The organism is Paenibacillus sp. RRE4, from assembly GCF_031844205.1.
Classification (GTDB): domain Bacteria; phylum Bacillota; class Bacilli; order Paenibacillales; family Paenibacillaceae; genus Paenibacillus; species Paenibacillus xylanexedens_B.
On record NZ_JAUZUT010000002.1, the window covers coordinates 280087 to 295791 of the forward strand.

Below are 15705 nucleotides of genomic sequence, written 5' to 3' on the forward strand. Positions count from 1 at the left end.
CGTTTTTTGTAATTTTAAAAGGTTATATTATATCCCTTTTCCTTTCTCCTATTAAGCTCATGGGCTCAAGACACAAAAAAGAGGAGCATAATATGCCCCTCCAAAACTAAACTGCTCTAGATCGCCTGTGGCTGTTGCTCCGTAAACTGACTGTTGTACAGATCCGCATAGAAGCCCTGCTTCGCCATCAGTTCCTCATGGTTGCCCTGCTCAATCACATTACCGTGATCCATGACAAGAATGAGATCGGCACCACGAATGGTGGACAGACGGTGAGCGATAACAAAACTCGTACGGTTCTGCATCAGTTCATTCATCGCTTTCTGGATAAAGACCTCGGTACGGGTATCGACGCTACTAGTTGCTTCATCCAAAATCAGGATAGATGGGTTCGCCAGAATCGCTCTCGCAATCGTCAGCAGTTGTTTCTGACCTTGAGAGATATTGGACGCCTCTTCATTTAGTATCGTATCGTAACCGTCCGGCAGTGTGCGAATGAAATGATCCGCATGGGCAGCTACAGCAGCTTTAACCACTTCCTCTTCCGTTGCACCTTCCCGTCCATAAGCAATATTATCCCGGATTGTACCATTAAACAGCCACGTATCCTGAAGCACCATACCGAACAGACCGCGCAGATTACCACGGGACATGTCTTTAATGTTAATGCCATCAATAGTAATCCGGCCACTCTGGAGTTCATAGAACCGCATAAGCAAGTTAATCAGTGTTGTTTTCCCGGCACCTGTCGGCCCAACAATAGCTACGGTCTGACCTGGTGCAACATTAATATTCATATTGCGAATGAGCAGTTCATCTTCTTTATAACCAAAATCCACTGCCTCAAAAGCTACAGCCCCAGTCGGGTAACGCAACGTTGCAGGTTGTTTCGACTCAGGAACTTCCTCTTCCTCATCCAGCAGTTCAAACACACGCTCTGCCGAAGCAATCGTGGATTGAATAATGTTCGAGATGTTGGCAATCTGGTTAATCGGCTGTGTGAACTGACGCGAATACTGTGTGAAGGCCAGAATGTCCCCGATGGAGATGGAACCCCGTGTAACAAAAATCCCGCCGACCACACAGATCAGCACATATCCCAGGTTACCGACAAAGTTCATCAAGGGCATAATAATCCCGGAGATAAACTGAGCTTTCCAACCCGATGCATATAACTCTTCATTCACTTTCTCAAACTGCTGTACGGATTGCTCTTCACGTCCAAAGGCTTTGACCACCTTGTGGCCGGTATACATTTCTTCTACGTGACCGTTCAGTTCACCAAGCGACTTCTGCTGCCCGGCAAAATGCTTTTGCGAACGGGAAGCAACCAGCATAACGACCACGACACTAAGCGGTAAAGTCAAAATCGTAATCAGCGTCATCCATGGACTGATCGTCAGCATCATAATGATGACACCCACAATCGTCACAACGGACGTAATGAACTGGGCCAAACTTTGTTGCAGTGTGTTACTGATATTGTCCACGTCATTGGTTGCACGGCTAAGCGTCTCACCATGTGTACGGGAATCGAAATATTTCAGCGGTAAACGTCCAACCTTGGCACTGATCTGCTCGCGCATATCATAGACGACCCGCTGAGCTACACCAGCCATCAGATATTGCTGTACATACGCAAAAGCAGCACTGAGCAGATACAGTCCAAGCAACAGGTACAATACTCGCATCAAAGCTGGAAAATCAATCCCGGCTCCCTGCACACCCTGCATTATCGCAATGGCTCCATGGGCAAGGATATCTGTACCCTCAGCCATAATCTTCGGACTAATAATGCCAAACACGGTACTTAGAATGGCAGCAATCAGCACGCCGATTAGACGAGAGCTGTGTGGCCGGAGATACTGAACCAATCGGCGCAGTGTGCCTTTGAAATCCTTCGCTTTCTCGGCTGGAGGCCGCATACCCATTCCGCCGCCAGGATGACCCGGTCCGGGTCCGCGTGGAGCACTGGATGCTTTGTGCTGTGCTGTACGTTCACTCATGCGATCTCCTCCTCAGTAAGCTGGGAGGATACAATCTCACGATATACTTCATTTTTCTCCAGCAGCTCTTTATGTGTTCCCGAACCGACAATTTTGCCCTCGTCCATGACGAGAATACGGTCTGCATCCATTACCGTGCTTACCCGCTGAGCTACGATCAGCACAGCCGCTTCCGTCGTTTCCGATTTGAGCGCAGCACGAAGTTTGGCATCCGTTTTAAAATCAAGGGCCGAGAAACTGTCATCGAAAATATAAATTTCAGGACGGCGAACGAGTGCGCGTGCAATGGACAAACGTTGTTTCTGTCCACCTGACACATTATTCCCGCCTTGTGCAATCAGACTGTCATACCCTTCCTTCATCTCGGAGATGAAGTTTTCGGCTTGGGCCGTACGTGCCGCATGAATAACTTCATCCATACTCGCATCATCCTTACCTTGCCGAATGTTATCTGCAACCGTACCGGTGAAAAGAACGGCCTTTTGCGGGACAAACCCGATTTTGGATCGAAGTTCTTCTTGTTTAAGCTCCCGCACATCGGCTCCATTCACACGCACAGTACCTTCGGTCACATCATAGAAACGCGGAATGAGGCTGAGCAATGTGGTTTTGCCTGAACCCGTACCGCCGATAATCGCTGTCGTTTCACCGGAACGAGCCGTAAACGAAATATCGGACAGGGCAGCGTTTTCTGCACCCGGATAGCGGAAAGTGACACGATCGAACTCAATCGTTCCTTGCATCGATTTCATCGTGCCGGGCTGTGCAGGGTCATACAGATCGGGCTGCATATCCAGCACTTCATTGATCCGTTCTGCCGAAGCTGATGCTCTTGGAATCATTACAAAAATCATGGATACCATAATCAGCGAGAACATAATCTGCATCGCATATTGCACAAAGGCAATCAGGGAACCAATGTTCATATGACCGCCATCAATACGCAGGCCACCAAAGTACAGAATGGCAATCATCGAAAAATTCATGACCAGCATCATCACGGGCATAACGGTCGCCATCAGAACATTGACCTTAATCGACGCATCTCTTAATTCGGTATTTGCCCCGTTGAAACGAACACGCTCATGCTCGCCACGGTTAAAAGAACGAACAACCCGGATACCTGTCAGCTGTTCACGCAGGACCAGATTAAGCCGGTCGAGCTTTTTCTGGATTTGCTTAAACAGCGGAAATCCTTTGGAACCGATTAAGGCGATTGCTCCCGCAAGTACAGGCAGAACAACGAGGAAAATGGTAGATAGCTTCGCGTCCTGAGAAACGGCCATGAAAATCCCCCCGATACACATCATCGGAGCCATAATCATCATGCGCAGCATCATCGTTAATACGTTCTGCACCTGTGTAATATCATTCGTTGTACGCGTAATCAATGAAGCGGTGCCCAGCTTGTCGAATTCCTGCAGTGAAAAATTCTCAACATGCCGGAACACTCTACTGCGCAGCTGCTTGGCAAATCCGCCTGCTGTGCGCGAAGACAGATAACTCGCGATAATGGAACATGTGGTTCCGCCAATGGCAATCAGTAGCATGAAACCGCCAATTTTCCAGATATAAGGTACATCGCCTTTGACGATACCCAGGTTGACGATATCAGCCATTAACGTAGGCAAGTACAGCTCCGCCATCGTTTGCAGAAAGATGAGTGCCAAAATAAAAATAATCGGAATACGATAGGGCTTTAACATGCGAAATAATTTCATCATGGCGTATCATCTCCTTGTTCGGGTGTTTCTGTATCAGGTGCTTTATTGTCGTTTTCATGTCCTTCATCATGCCCGGAAACCTGTGCATCAAAGAAGGTATACACCTTGCTGAGCAGTCCAGCCAGTTGCAAACTATCCTCTTCGCCCAAATGTTCAACCAGTCTGTTGAAGGTAGCCATTCGTTCTTCATGGGCTGCACGAATAATCGCACGGCCAGCATCTGTAATCGTAATCCGTACAGCCCGGCGATCCTCGGGGTCCATCGTCCGCTCAACCAGCCCTTCATCCTCCAGGCCGCGAATCACGGGTGTAATGGTCGGTGATTTTACACGCATTAAAGCGCTAATTTCGGACACTTTTAATCCCGGATGTTCCTGGTTTAAATGGCTCTCGAAATCGGGCGGATTATCCCGCCAATCCATGCGCTCCCCTGGATGTGCCCCATGAAGCAAACAAGCGAGTACCATAATTTCGTTGTGATTGCGTCCATGCGGTTTATGTTGCCTCCATTTGCCTTTGTTAAACTGCATGATGGAATATAAAAGCTTCTGGGCTACCGGATCAATCCCAGTCATCTCATCGTCCTCCTTCATCGGAACATCATGTCCCGTAAAACAATTAATAGTTTCCCTATTAAGTAGGTCTTTTATTTAATAGCCATTCAATCTAATAGCAAACCAATTTAATAGCAACACAATTAATTAGGTTACCTAAGTATATTATCAACTTATGCATATGTCAATTATTTCATTCATGTCAAAAGCATCCAATTCCCACAGGCCTTTCATGCCATATGTTCGCCCATATCATCACTTACTGCACAATGACAGCATGATGACTCTGATCCATCAGCATAACAAAAAAGCCCCCAATCTCTCCGTTCGGTTAAGGACAAACGGAAAAATTGGGCAGCCTTTTGAAATACAATTCTTTGCGATGCAATGTTATTAAAGTAGACCTGTTGGATCGGTATTTATTTGGAAGCAGACACGCTTTTTGGCACAGTAGCAAACGGGAAATAGTCTTTAGCATTATTGTAGGCAATACCTTGTACGATCTGACCGAGCAGCTCCATATCGTCTGGTGCTTCGCCTTGTTCTGCCCATTCACCAATCAGGTTACAGAGCAAGCGGCGGAAGTATTCATGTCTCGTATACGAGAGGAAACTTCTTGAGTCAGTCAACATGCCGACAAAACGGCTGAGCAACCCCACATTCGCGAGCGCCTTCATCTGAGCGAGCATGCCATCCTTCGTATCATTGAACCACCAAGCCGCGCCAAGCTGAATTTTACCTGGAATGCCTCCACCCTGGAAGCTTCCGATAATGGCAGCAAGCACTTCGTTGTCCCTTGGATTAAGGGAGTAGAGGATCGTTTTTGGCAGAGCATCCTGTTGCTCCAACGTATCCAGCAATCCGATAACAGCCGCTGATAACGGCATATCGTTCACGGCATCGTACCCTGTGTCAGGCCCGAGCTTCTTGAACATTTTCGTATTGTTATTACGCGCTGCATTGATGTGGAATTGCATGACCCAACCACGCTCCGCATACAGCTTGCCAAGGAATGTGAGTGTAACCGTCTTGTAGCCGTCCTCTTCCGTGCGTGAAACTTTCTCGCCAGCGAGTGCTTTGGCAAATGCAGCGGATGCCTCCTCGCGTGTCGCTGCAGCATAAGGCACATAGTCCAGTGCATGGTCAGAGACACGGCCGCCTACGGAATGGAAGAACTCCACACGAGATTCCAGCGCAGCCAGGAATGAGTCATAATCTGTAATGTCCTTGCCCACAACCTGTGAAAGCTTGCCTACCCATTCAATAAATGTATCCCGGTTTAATTCCAACCCTTTATCCGGGCGGAAAGACGGCAGTACGGCTGTGTCAAAACCTTCAATCTCCTGAATCTTCAGATGATATTCGAGGGAATCGGTTGGGTCATCGGTGGTGCACACCACGGTGACATTGGATTTGGTAATCAGATCACGCGCACCGAAGCCTTCGCCGGTTAGTTGGGTATTTACTTTTTCCCAGATCGCTGGGGCGCTTTTCTCATTAAGCACTTCATGTACATCGAAATAACGTTGTAATTCCAAGTGTGACCAGGCATACAGCGGGTTGCCGATCATCATCGGTACTGTTCTCGCATACGCCAGGAAACGGTCATAATCCGTCACACCTTCGCCGCCCGTCACATATTTCTCTTCAACGCCGTTAGCCCGCATCAGACGCCATTTGTAATGATCGCCGTACAGCCAGGCCTCTGTCAGATTGCCAAATGTTTTGTTTTCGTAAATTTCCTGAGGACTGAGGTGACAGTGATAATCCATAATCGGCATGTCTTTTGCATATTGCTCGTACAGTTTGACCGCCGTTTCATTGTGAAGTAAAAATTGTTCATCCAGAAAAGATTTCATTCGCCTTGCACGCTCCCTTTAGGTGAGTTTACGTTCATTTAGGTTCACTTCCATCTTTAAGCTACACCGTTTGGCGCCAAAGTTCAATATAAAATGATAGCGTTCTCAAAAAAGGTTGGTTTAGGCACACTCCCGGAAACACAGTATACTGGATTTAACATCAATGATACTGATTTAAAGATTGATACTGATGTTACTAATATTAATATTGATATACTAAGATAGAATCCGTACAGGATATTGAAATTGAAGCTTGAACCTACAGCGGTCTTACATTTGCCAAACAAGGAGATGAAATGCGATGAAAATCACTTTTCTAGGCACAGGAGATATGTTTAGTGTGGAACAACATCACAACAGTATGTTCGCTGAATTCGGCGATACCCATCTGGTTATTGATTTTCCAGAGTCCAATGCCAAAGCGCTCAAGGAATATGGTTTCGCGATGACAGGTATTCATAATGTGTTTATCACCCATCTGCATGAGGATCATATTAACGGGGTTCAGATGCTGGGCTACTATGCGCAGATTGTCGGGGATCGCAAGCCACGCCTGTTCATTCATGAAGAGTTGGTTGATCCACTGTGGAACATCCTCTCTCCAGGGATGCGGTATACAACGGACGGCGAGCGTACAATGAGTGACTATTATGATGTCATTCCGCTACCGGATGGCGGAAGCTTTGAGCTCGGCGGAGTCACATTTGAGACATTTCGCACGAAGCATGTTCCCGGCATGGTCAGCAACGGACTGATGGCGAAGCCTTATTTTTACTATAGTGCAGACAGCACGCTTGATCGTGAGCGAGTGGAGAGGATCGCACCCGATGTGCAGTTGATTTTCCATGAATGCCATATGCATGACTTGGTGATCAAATCCCATACGTCACTGAGAGATCTGGAGCAGCTGCCCGCTGAAGTGAGACGGAAAACGGTACTGATGCATTATCATGACGAATATGCCGATGCGGACAAACGAGCAACATTCAACCGTACGTACGCGGACGATCTGCGCATGGCTGGCACGCTGGAGTCCTTTGAGTTGGATCAGTAATTCGGAGGGCTTAGCCCTCCCATGATTTCATATATTCAATCATTCTTGAAGATGGCCTTGCTTTAAGATGAAAATATTCCTCCGTCCGCTGATCTTCTGGTCCATATGATATTTTGACATACATATCAGTGTAGTTCTGAAGATATTCAGGGCTAATTTCGGATTCGGGTTTCAGAACATAACTTCTCGACAAACTCAATCCTAGCGGCTCCTTACCCGGTCCCATTGTTGTTTCATATGTATTACTCACATTCGAGTTGAACAGTTCAGCTACATGAAGCGTATGAATCATGTCGGAATCAAGCGTGAACGACTGAAGGACATTCATCATTGGTATGCGAACATCATTAAGTATAATCTCATATGTGATCCCGTCCGCTTCAGATCCGGGGCTCACATCCACTGTTGCGGCAAGATGATATCCCTCTGGCAGGGTTTCTCGGAAACTCTCCCGATCCTTATTCATGCGTGCCTCTATATCCCTGCGTTCCGAGTTAAACGTATACTTGTCTGTTCGCTGTACTTCTCCACGCGGCCCGTGTTTTACACCAAAGCTGCATGCTGCCAGACACACTGCTGTTACAAGCAGACACAGAACAAGTAAAAAGAGGCGTTTTCTTTTCCTCGCTCGTGTAGTTGGGTCTTGGGTTTGGGTTTGGGTTTGGGTTTGGGTTTGGGTTTGGGTTTGGGTTTGGGTTTGGGTTTCCATGTTAGCCCCCTTTTTGCTGGATAATGCAACCTAGTTCATAGGATTCCTCACTTCATTTGGATGATTATACCATATATTCTAATGATTTTTATCAAAGTTTATAGAGGATGTACAGTTCATCCTTGGTAACACAGTAATTGATTCGTCTGTGGAGTGGATGTGGATTAAGTGCTCAGCTTGGTAAGCGAGAGCGAGAGGTATTGTCAATTTGTAACTCGAACTGGCCACATATTGTACGCTAACGATCACCAGAAACCTTATTTGGCATATATTTGAGGTTTTATGATTCTAACGATCACCAGAAACGTTATTTGGGTGAATTTGCAGTAAATGATACCGTTTTGGCTGAATTTTGGTGAAATAAGCTCACTGAGGATCGTTAGATTTCCAACCGTCCGGTTTAGGGGGAAATAAGCTTTCCTGAGATCGTTAGAATTCCCGAGTTCTCCAAATTCGAATTCGAGTTCTCTACGCTTGAATTCCGAAGCCTGCGAACTTGTAAATCGAAGTTACAAAATAGAAAAAACCACCTGAATCAGCACGCCACAGCGTGTCTGTTTGAACTGCCCTCCCTCGTTGGACACGATCGAACAGGTGGGATGCAGCTCAGCTTCAAGTGGTTTCATCCTAGCTTACGATTCTTTATCGTATCAACTTTTTAATTTATTACGTACTAACTATGCCAAAGCTTCAAAGCTTACTCCTGCAAGCATGAGCCCACGGTTATTTTGATCTTCTCCATCTGTCGTTCAACCAATGGATATCTACATCAGCATTCAGCATCCGTTTTTCTTGAGTACTTGGGCACTACTGTATCTACAACACCAGCCATATCTATTCCAGCGTCCAGCTTATGCCTTCTGCGAACGAACGTACATTACTCTGTATCTGTATTTACAGTATCTGTGCCACAGTCCTCTCTCGTTTCCGGGAATGCCCAGACAGACACCCCTCCGCCGCAGACGTGGAACGTAGCCCAGCCATCTTCCTCAATGGTGATCGAATCTTCACAACTACCGGTCAGGTCTTCCCAGACTTCCCCGGCACGATGCTCCCCGACAAACATTCTCTTCTCACCGTCATCTCCGTTCGAGATGACCACCGCGCAACCCGAGCCTTCCATCTCTTCCACGCCGCGGCGAACCCAACCAATAGTGTTGGGATGATCAAAATAGTCTTCCTGTTCTCCATAAGCTTTGTTGCAACGAGCTGACAACAGAATGTCCAAAATCTCTTTTTTGCCCTCCACCGGTTCAGGTCCGCCAATCCCGTAATAATCGCCGTAAAAGACGACGGGATATCCGTCACGACGTAGCAGCGTCAGTGCATACGCGCTTGGCTTAAACCAATCGCCAACCCATGATTCGAGCGCCTCATGAGGCTGTGAATCATGGTTGTCCACAAAGGTGACCGCATGGGTTGGATGCGTCTGAACCAGGGTATCTTCAAAAATTTTGGAAAGATCGAAATCACGCCCCGCCAACGAGGCTTCGTGAAATTTATAGTGAAGCGATACGTCAAACAAGTCAATTTGATAATCCACCGTATCTAAAAAGGTACGACAGGCATCCAGGTTTGGATTCCAGAACTCACCGACGATGTAGAAATCCTGCCCGCGTTTGCGGATCATCTCTGCTGCAAATTCTTTGACAAACTCATGGTTAATATGTTTGATCGCGTCCAGTCGGAACCCGCCGCATTGCAACGTATCGATCAGCCATTTCCCCCACTCGATCATCTCATGCCGTACATCCGGGTGGTTATAATCTATATTGGCAAACATCAGATAATCGTAGTTGCCAAACTCAGCATCGACGTTTTCATTCCAGGTTTTGTTCTCGCCGGCAATGCGGAAAACACCCGTACGTTCTTCTTTTGCATCAAAATCGGTGCCATTGAAGTGTTCGGATGTCCATTTGAAGGAAGAATATTCATTACCCCGGCCTGGAAATGTGAACTTCGTCCAGCCTTCAATCTCGAATGGTTCGGAAATCTCCTTCGTCCGGTCGTTGGGATCAACCTCGATCACCTTAAAGACTTCCTTCTCATCAGCTCCGGCCTTATGATTCATTACGAGATCCACATAAACGACAATGCCGCTTTTCTGACATTCTGCGATGGCTTCCACCAGTTCCTGCTTGGTGCCATATTTCGTGCGTACCGTACCCTTTTGATCAAATTCACCCAGATCGTACAGATCATATACGCCATAACCTGTATCCTCTGCAGACACTGCCTTCGTTACAGGAGGCACCCATACGGAGTCTATGCCTTTTGCTTTCAGTTCCGGGGCCATGTCAGCCAGTCGTTTCCAATGATCGCCGTCTGCAGCCAAATGCCATTCAAAAAACTGCATCATCGTATGATTTCTCTTCATCACAAACCGACCTCCTTGATTTGCATTCGAAGCGGACCGCGGAACGGATAGGGTATCGCCGTTGTTCGTTCGTGCTAACCAAGTTATAACCCGATTACCCTATGTTTCAATCATGAAAATGAAAGAATGTTAAGAAATTCAAAGAAAATTTTTCGTAAATCAATGAAAAGAGCACAATAAAGACATAAAAAAACGTAAACGTCATCAAATCCGTTTATAATCCATCCATTCGTCAGGTAAAAGAGAACGATACGGCTCCTGCATGAAACGGTCATCCACTAGCACAAGCACACCCTTATCTTCTTCCGTTCGAATGAGCCTGCCCCCAGCCTGAAGCACCTTATTCATACCCGGAAACACATAGGCGTAGTTAAAGCCGTTGCGGCCCGACTTGTCAAAATAATCCTTCAACACGTTGTTCTCCAGACCAATCTGCGGTAGCCCTGCACCTACAACGACAACGCCATTCAGACGATCTCCCGGCAGATCGACTCCCTCGGAGAACACGCCGCCCATTACGGCAAAAACAAGACGTGTGCGCTCAGGATGCGGCTGGAACGCCGCCAGGAACTGCTCTCGCTCCTGCTCGTTCATGCCCTGCTCCTGCATCATCGTATCCGCATCGCTGGCCCCCGGAAGCTGTATATATGCTTGATAAATCTCACGCATGTACGGATAGGAAGGGAAAAAGACCAGCAGATTGCTGCGCGGCCACTCGGATACGAGTTGTTGTAACATCTCGGCAATCGGGCGTTTGGACCGCTCCCGGTCTTTATAACGTACAGACAGAGGCATCAGCCGCACATCCAGCTGTTCCCGGTTGAACGGAGACGGAATCTGCAGGGTGTAGTCCTCTTCCTCTGCTCCCAGCATATCGCGGTAATACCGAAGAGGTGACAAGGTTGCCGAGAAATGAATGGTTGAGCGGAAGCCCTTCGCCGTCTGACGCAGTAGCAAAGACGGGTCCAGACAGAACAGTTTCACCCGTACCTCGCTTCGTACACACTCTGCATAGGTGATAAATCGCTCGTCATATAACCTGGCAATTCGTACGAAGTTCTGCGCTGTAAAATAGGCATCAAGCAACAGCTGATCCATCTCAGCATGGCCAGACCCACCCTCGGCCAGACATTGCTCCGCCACCATGACAAATGGCTCAAGCCGTTCAATCAGTTCCTCTGGTGCCTCCTGTTGAATGATCTTGCCCTCTTCTCCGCCGTTCTTACGAAGGGTAATCAGATACTTGTCGATGGCTCCGGTGTAGTCCACAATCGCTTTGGCGGCGGGTACATTGCTGCCCAGCGTCTGGAACTCTCTTTTGACATCGAGAAATACGGCTTTTTCCAGCTCCGCGGAGAACATCATACGCCCACGATCCACCAGATTATGTGCCTCATCCACCAGCAGCACCGTTCTGCGCTTCTGTTCCTCCAGCATACGTTTGAGTGAGATACGCGGATCGAAAATATAGTTATAATCGCAGATTACCGCATCGGCTGCATATGCCGCATCCAGCGAAAACTCAAACGGACACACCCGATGTTTGCGGGCATACTGCTCAATGACGGACCGGGTCATCAACGTTTCATGTTCCAGCATGTCCAGCACAGCACCATTAATTCGGTCATAATACCCTTCACACATGCCGCACTGTCCCGTGTCGCAGGCTTCCTCGTCTTTGAAACAAATTTTATCCTTCGCCGTCAGGCTGATGACATGCATGTTCAACCCTTCCGCCTGCATCCGGGCAAAAGCTTCCTCCGCCGCCACTCTCGTTGTCGTTCTCGCGGTCAGGTAGAACAAACGGCTGGCCTCGCCTTCACCGATGGCTTTCACCGTAGGAAAGAGTACGGACATGGTCTTACCGATGCCTGTAGGCGCTTTGGCCATAAGTCCCTGTCCTTCACGAATCGTTTTGTACACTGCGCCTGCCAGCTTACGCTGTCCTTCCCGGTATTTGCGAAAAGGAAACGGAAGCTCGCGCACACTAACGTCCCGCTTCGTTTCATAGGCAGCAATCATCTCCGCATAAGGTGCATATCCGGCGATAACTTCTGCCGCAAACTGCTCCAGCTCCTGCCGCTCCGCCATGCGGCGAAACCGCCGCTCTTCACCCGTCACCGAATGCACATACGTCAACTGCACCTGCATCCGAGGCTCACCATGCTGCACGGCATACATATAGGCATACATCTTCGCCTGGGCCCAGTGCACGTCGAGGCCACCTTCCAGCTCGTCCAGGTTACCCGCCGTGGATTTGATCTCATCCACCGTTAATTGACCCTCCAGGCGAATCAAGCCGTCACATCGCCCTTCAATGACGTAGGTCAAATCCCCATGTTGAAGCTCGGCTTCCAGTACTACTTCTTTTAAATCCTCTTCGGTATATGCCTTCTGCACACGCTGATGGATTCGTGTTCCCTCCTGCATCGAAGCATTGGTGCGGAATCCCGGACGGATGCTGCCGCTCCGATAAACATACTCGACCAGCGGCCTGACTGATATCCGAATTGTTGTTTTCATACGATCACCCGTTCTGCTAGTAGTGGTTCTACTTTATCACGAAACAGGCTCCTCTAACCAGATTTTTGGCAAATTGGACTCGTCCGTTCCCGTATGCTATGTTGGGTTGTATAAGTTGAACTAGATCACGAAAGTATAGTCAAACTTATGATGGAGTTTACGTATTTTAAGAGGGGGCAACTTCCTATGTATATTTATCTGGTTCCATCTCCACTTCCGGATGCACTTGCAGCATACCCACATCTGACACTACGCGCTGAAGATCAGGTACTTCTCGCTCTGGAAACCACTGATCGTTTGCTGGACATTGAATCGGATGAGCAGGTGGCTGCATATGAAGCTTTTGACGATGCCGGATCATGGACAGGTGGTGGCTTCGCTGTGCTGAACAACATTCCTGTCACAGAAGATGGTCGGAATGATTTTGAGGAACGTTTTAAGAATCGTGCCCGCAAAGTTGAAGATGAGCCTGGATTCATTGGTATTCGTGTGCTCCGTCCACTCAAAGGTGATACGTATGTCGTTCTGACACTGTGGCAAACCGAAGAACATTTCAAAGGCTGGCAACAGTCGCAGGCGTACAACCATGCTCATCGCAATCGCAGCACAAGTGAAGGCCTGACCGCGCAGAAACCAACCATGTTCCCGCGACCTTCATTTGTGTCGACCTATACAATTGAGTAGAGAGAGTAGAGCTGGCGAGTTACGATTAAGTGGAGTAGCTGGAGCTAGGATTTCAGAAACCCCAGTTGCGTATTCGTACGGCCGAGTTCAACAGCCACAAAACATGAAGTTGCGGGGTTGCTCACAAATCTGAATCGCAGAGTATGGGACTCTCGCATAAGCATGAATTGCGAAGTAAGTGGTGCGAAGTTACGAGTTGGCATCAATGCATAGGTGTAACATGAACCATCGAGTATTCATTGGATTTCTAACGATCTCAAGGGAGCTTATATGGGACTTTTTTGCCCTTCTAGAGATCTAACGATCTCAGGAAACGTTATTTTGGTAAAATTCACAGTTTTAGCTTGAAAATAGCCCCTTTTCCCTAAAATGAGCTCTCTCCTGATCGTTAGATTCTGAACGTGTGCTCAAACGCCTAAATAAGGCTTTCTGAGATCGTTAGCGCATTTCCTCATCCTTTATTCAGGTTTATTCAACTTTATTCAGGATTCAGGAAAGCCTCAGTTACCCTTCATCGAAAAAAACAGTACCCGCAATCCTGAACTGAAAAAACAGACTGAATTACGGGTACTTACATTTATACTTTAGTTATACGTATACCACGTTCAAGTCCCAACCCAAGTTCCAGCACCAGCAGCCTAGTTGCTCTACATCCGATACAGTGCTTCAACTTACAACGGACGCAATGCCACGGATTCACGCGCATTCAACTGCTCCACCATAGCCAGCCATTCCTGCGGTTTGTTTGGCAACACAGCATAGTATCGATTTAGGAAATCGGACACCAATTTAGCTGGCAGTTCCGCAAGAGACTCATCGCCCGGCATAAAGCACAGGTCCAAACCTCCCACGGCTTCACCGTCGCCTTGCCAGGATGGATGAACATAAGGGAAGTCCAGACGCTGATACCCCAGATGGGACAACACTTCGCGGCGCACGTACGGGTCCATCGGTTTGATGCCGCCAAACGCGTGATCCTGAGTCAAATATGGATTGTAGATTTCGGCAAACATGCCAAACAACGACTTGCCATTGGCAGCAGCGAGCTGCTGCAGATCCAGCTTGCGGCGATTCGCCAAGAATGCGCCGATTCCCAAGCCTTCACGTCCGATAATCGTAAAATCAGTCATGGCCACGTTCCAGTCCTCATAGTAACGGTATTCCGTCGCACCTACCACTTGGCCTTCATGTACAGCGACAAACACCCGAATGCCCGGGTCTTCCAATGGTTCAGCCCATAACGGGAAATCCAGCACTTCCTCCGGCGGGAAAATCTCCTGCATCAGCTTGTGCATTTGAGCGAACAACGGGTCCTGAATGGATGTAATACGTGTAAATTCCATAGATAAATTCCTCCCTATTTCAAGTATGTATTCGGTGAAATCGCCGATTGCAGTCATTCATTCTAACGTATAGCAATCTCAAGAACATCAGCACGATTGAATTTATTAAAAATCCACAAAATTTAAAGCAGGACGCGCACATGGAAGTAACAACTTCCCTATTTAAACGGATTGCGCCACTCCATCAGAGCCGCGTAATGACAAGATTCCTCGTCATCCAGATAATCGGCAGCCACTCCAACAGGCATACGCCCGCATCGTAGCAGAAAAGAAATAACCGGGTCATGCCTCTCTCCATCGGCAACCTGATCCAGATACTGTTGTGCTGACATTTGCTCGGATACCCGGTGATATCCCGGCATACGCCCTGCCCCAAGCAAACGATCCATCCCCTGTGCAATGACAAGATGGTACATCGCCTGCATCATGAGCTGGGCGAGCCCCCACTTCCGATATTTCGGCCGGACGCAGAGGTCAACAATGTATAACGTGTTCCCATCCGGCTGGTGATTGCGGATATATCCATCATCGGTGACCTCTGCCCACGTATGGCTGGATGGGTGCGCAGCATCCCACTGCATTCGAAGTGAAGTCATTGAGCCAGCCAGTTCCCCATCCACCTCGATGCAGATGGCTCCTTCAGGATAATGCTGAATATGGCTACTGAGTTGCTCTTGGTTCCAAAGAAGTTCCTCCGGATATGGTGGTGGGAAGCTCTCTGCCTGTATACGAATAAGCTCTTCAAAGTCATGGGCCGCATAATTGCGGATGACCGCTTTAGCTCTACCCTTTTTGTCACTGCCACCCGCTGCCGTTATCAGCATTTCTTTGACATACATCCCGCTTAACCCCTCCTTTGTCTAACTCTACTC

Annotated in this window: 11 protein-coding genes; 2 read left to right on the forward strand and 9 right to left on the reverse strand. The window is 48.0% G+C overall.

What is annotated here, in order from left to right; translation table 11 throughout:
• Positions 1-116 precede the first annotated feature (116 nt).
• From Q9R46_RS18280 to uxaC, 4 genes are all read right to left on the reverse strand, one after another.
• A complete protein-coding gene (locus Q9R46_RS18280) occupies positions 117-2006 on the reverse strand; it encodes an ABC transporter ATP-binding protein (RefSeq protein WP_311281212.1) in 1890 nt (629 codons plus the stop codon).
• Positions 2003-3730: an ABC transporter ATP-binding protein gene (locus Q9R46_RS18285; RefSeq protein WP_311281213.1), complete on the reverse strand. Its 1728-nt coding sequence runs from the start codon at positions 3728-3730 to the stop codon at positions 2003-2005. Before Q9R46_RS18285 ends, Q9R46_RS18280 begins: the two co-directional genes overlap by 4 nt.
• Positions 3727-4305, reverse strand: a complete 579-nt coding sequence (locus Q9R46_RS18290; protein WP_145333591.1) for a MarR family winged helix-turn-helix transcriptional regulator — start codon at positions 4303-4305, stop codon at positions 3727-3729. The genes Q9R46_RS18285 and Q9R46_RS18290 overlap by 4 nt, the downstream gene beginning before the upstream one ends.
• 398 nt (positions 4306-4703) lie before the next feature.
• The gene (uxaC, locus tag Q9R46_RS18295) at positions 4704-6143 is read right to left on the reverse strand and encodes a glucuronate isomerase (protein WP_311281214.1); all 1440 of its coding nucleotides are present in this window, start codon (positions 6141-6143) and stop codon (positions 4704-4706) included.
• 301 nt (positions 6144-6444) lie between these two features.
• On the opposite strand from uxaC, the gene Q9R46_RS18300 reads away from it, so the two are divergent.
• Positions 6445-7197, forward strand: a complete 753-nt coding sequence (locus Q9R46_RS18300) for an MBL fold metallo-hydrolase (protein WP_311281215.1) — start codon at positions 6445-6447, stop codon at positions 7195-7197.
• Positions 7198-7207: 10 nt separating this feature from the next.
• Here the strand turns inward: Q9R46_RS18300 and Q9R46_RS18305 are convergent, their stop codons facing one another.
• The 3 genes from Q9R46_RS18305 to Q9R46_RS18315 all read right to left on the reverse strand — a co-directional run bounded on the left by Q9R46_RS18305 (position 7208) and on the right by Q9R46_RS18315 (position 12806).
• Positions 7208-7906 carry a hypothetical protein gene (locus Q9R46_RS18305; RefSeq protein WP_311281216.1) on the reverse strand — a complete coding sequence of 233 codons (699 nt, stop codon included), beginning with the start codon at positions 7904-7906 and terminating at the stop codon, positions 7208-7210.
• 877 nt (positions 7907-8783) lie between these two features.
• Positions 8784-10283 carry an alpha-amylase gene (locus Q9R46_RS18310; RefSeq protein ID WP_311281217.1) on the reverse strand — a complete coding sequence of 500 codons (1500 nt, stop codon included), beginning with the start codon at positions 10281-10283 and terminating at the stop codon, positions 8784-8786.
• A 204-nt stretch (positions 10284-10487) separates the two neighbouring features.
• Positions 10488-12806 carry a helicase C-terminal domain-containing protein gene (locus Q9R46_RS18315; protein ID WP_311281218.1) on the reverse strand — a complete coding sequence of 773 codons (2319 nt, stop codon included), beginning with the start codon at positions 12804-12806 and terminating at the stop codon, positions 10488-10490.
• Positions 12807-12992: 186 nt separating this feature from the next.
• Between Q9R46_RS18315 and Q9R46_RS18320 the strand changes: the two genes are divergently transcribed.
• Positions 12993-13490, forward strand: a complete 498-nt coding sequence (locus tag Q9R46_RS18320; protein WP_311281219.1) for an antibiotic biosynthesis monooxygenase family protein — start codon at positions 12993-12995, stop codon at positions 13488-13490.
• Between the two features lie 671 nt (positions 13491-14161).
• Here the strand turns inward: Q9R46_RS18320 and Q9R46_RS18325 are convergent.
• Complete coding sequence (locus Q9R46_RS18325; RefSeq protein ID WP_311281220.1) at positions 14162-14833, reverse strand: GNAT family N-acetyltransferase; 672 nt, start codon at positions 14831-14833, stop codon at positions 14162-14164.
• A 158-nt stretch (positions 14834-14991) separates the two neighbouring features.
• A complete protein-coding gene (locus Q9R46_RS18330; RefSeq protein ID WP_311281221.1) occupies positions 14992-15672 on the reverse strand; it encodes a GNAT family N-acetyltransferase in 681 nt (226 codons plus the stop codon).
• Between the last annotated feature and the right edge of the window lie 33 nt (positions 15673-15705).

Coding starts and splice junctions, on each gene's coding strand:
- Q9R46_RS18320 (WP_311281219.1), top strand. CDS start 12,993: ATGTATATTTATCTGGTTCCATCTCCACTTCCGGATGCACTTGCAGCA.
- Q9R46_RS18330 (WP_311281221.1), bottom strand. CDS start 15,672: ATGTATGTCAAAGAAATGCTGATAACGGCAGCGGGTGGCAGTGACAAA.
- Q9R46_RS18315 (WP_311281218.1), bottom strand. CDS start 12,806: ATGAAAACAACAATTCGGATATCAGTCAGGCCGCTGGTCGAGTATGTT.
- Q9R46_RS18305 (WP_311281216.1), bottom strand. CDS start 7,906: ATGGAAACCCAAACCCAAACCCAAACCCAAACCCAAACCCAAACCCAA.
- uxaC (WP_311281214.1), bottom strand. CDS start 6,143: ATGAAATCTTTTCTGGATGAACAATTTTTACTTCACAATGAAACGGCG.
- Q9R46_RS18290 (WP_145333591.1), bottom strand. CDS start 4,305: ATGACTGGGATTGATCCGGTAGCCCAGAAGCTTTTATATTCCATCATG.
- Q9R46_RS18310 (WP_311281217.1), bottom strand. CDS start 10,283: ATGAAGAGAAATCATACGATGATGCAGTTTTTTGAATGGCATTTGGCT.
- Q9R46_RS18300 (WP_311281215.1), top strand. CDS start 6,445: ATGAAAATCACTTTTCTAGGCACAGGAGATATGTTTAGTGTGGAACAA.
- Q9R46_RS18285 (WP_311281213.1), bottom strand. CDS start 3,730: ATGATGAAATTATTTCGCATGTTAAAGCCCTATCGTATTCCGATTATT.
- Q9R46_RS18325 (WP_311281220.1), bottom strand. CDS start 14,833: ATGGAATTTACACGTATTACATCCATTCAGGACCCGTTGTTCGCTCAA.
- Q9R46_RS18280 (WP_311281212.1), bottom strand. CDS start 2,006: ATGAGTGAACGTACAGCACAGCACAAAGCATCCAGTGCTCCACGCGGA.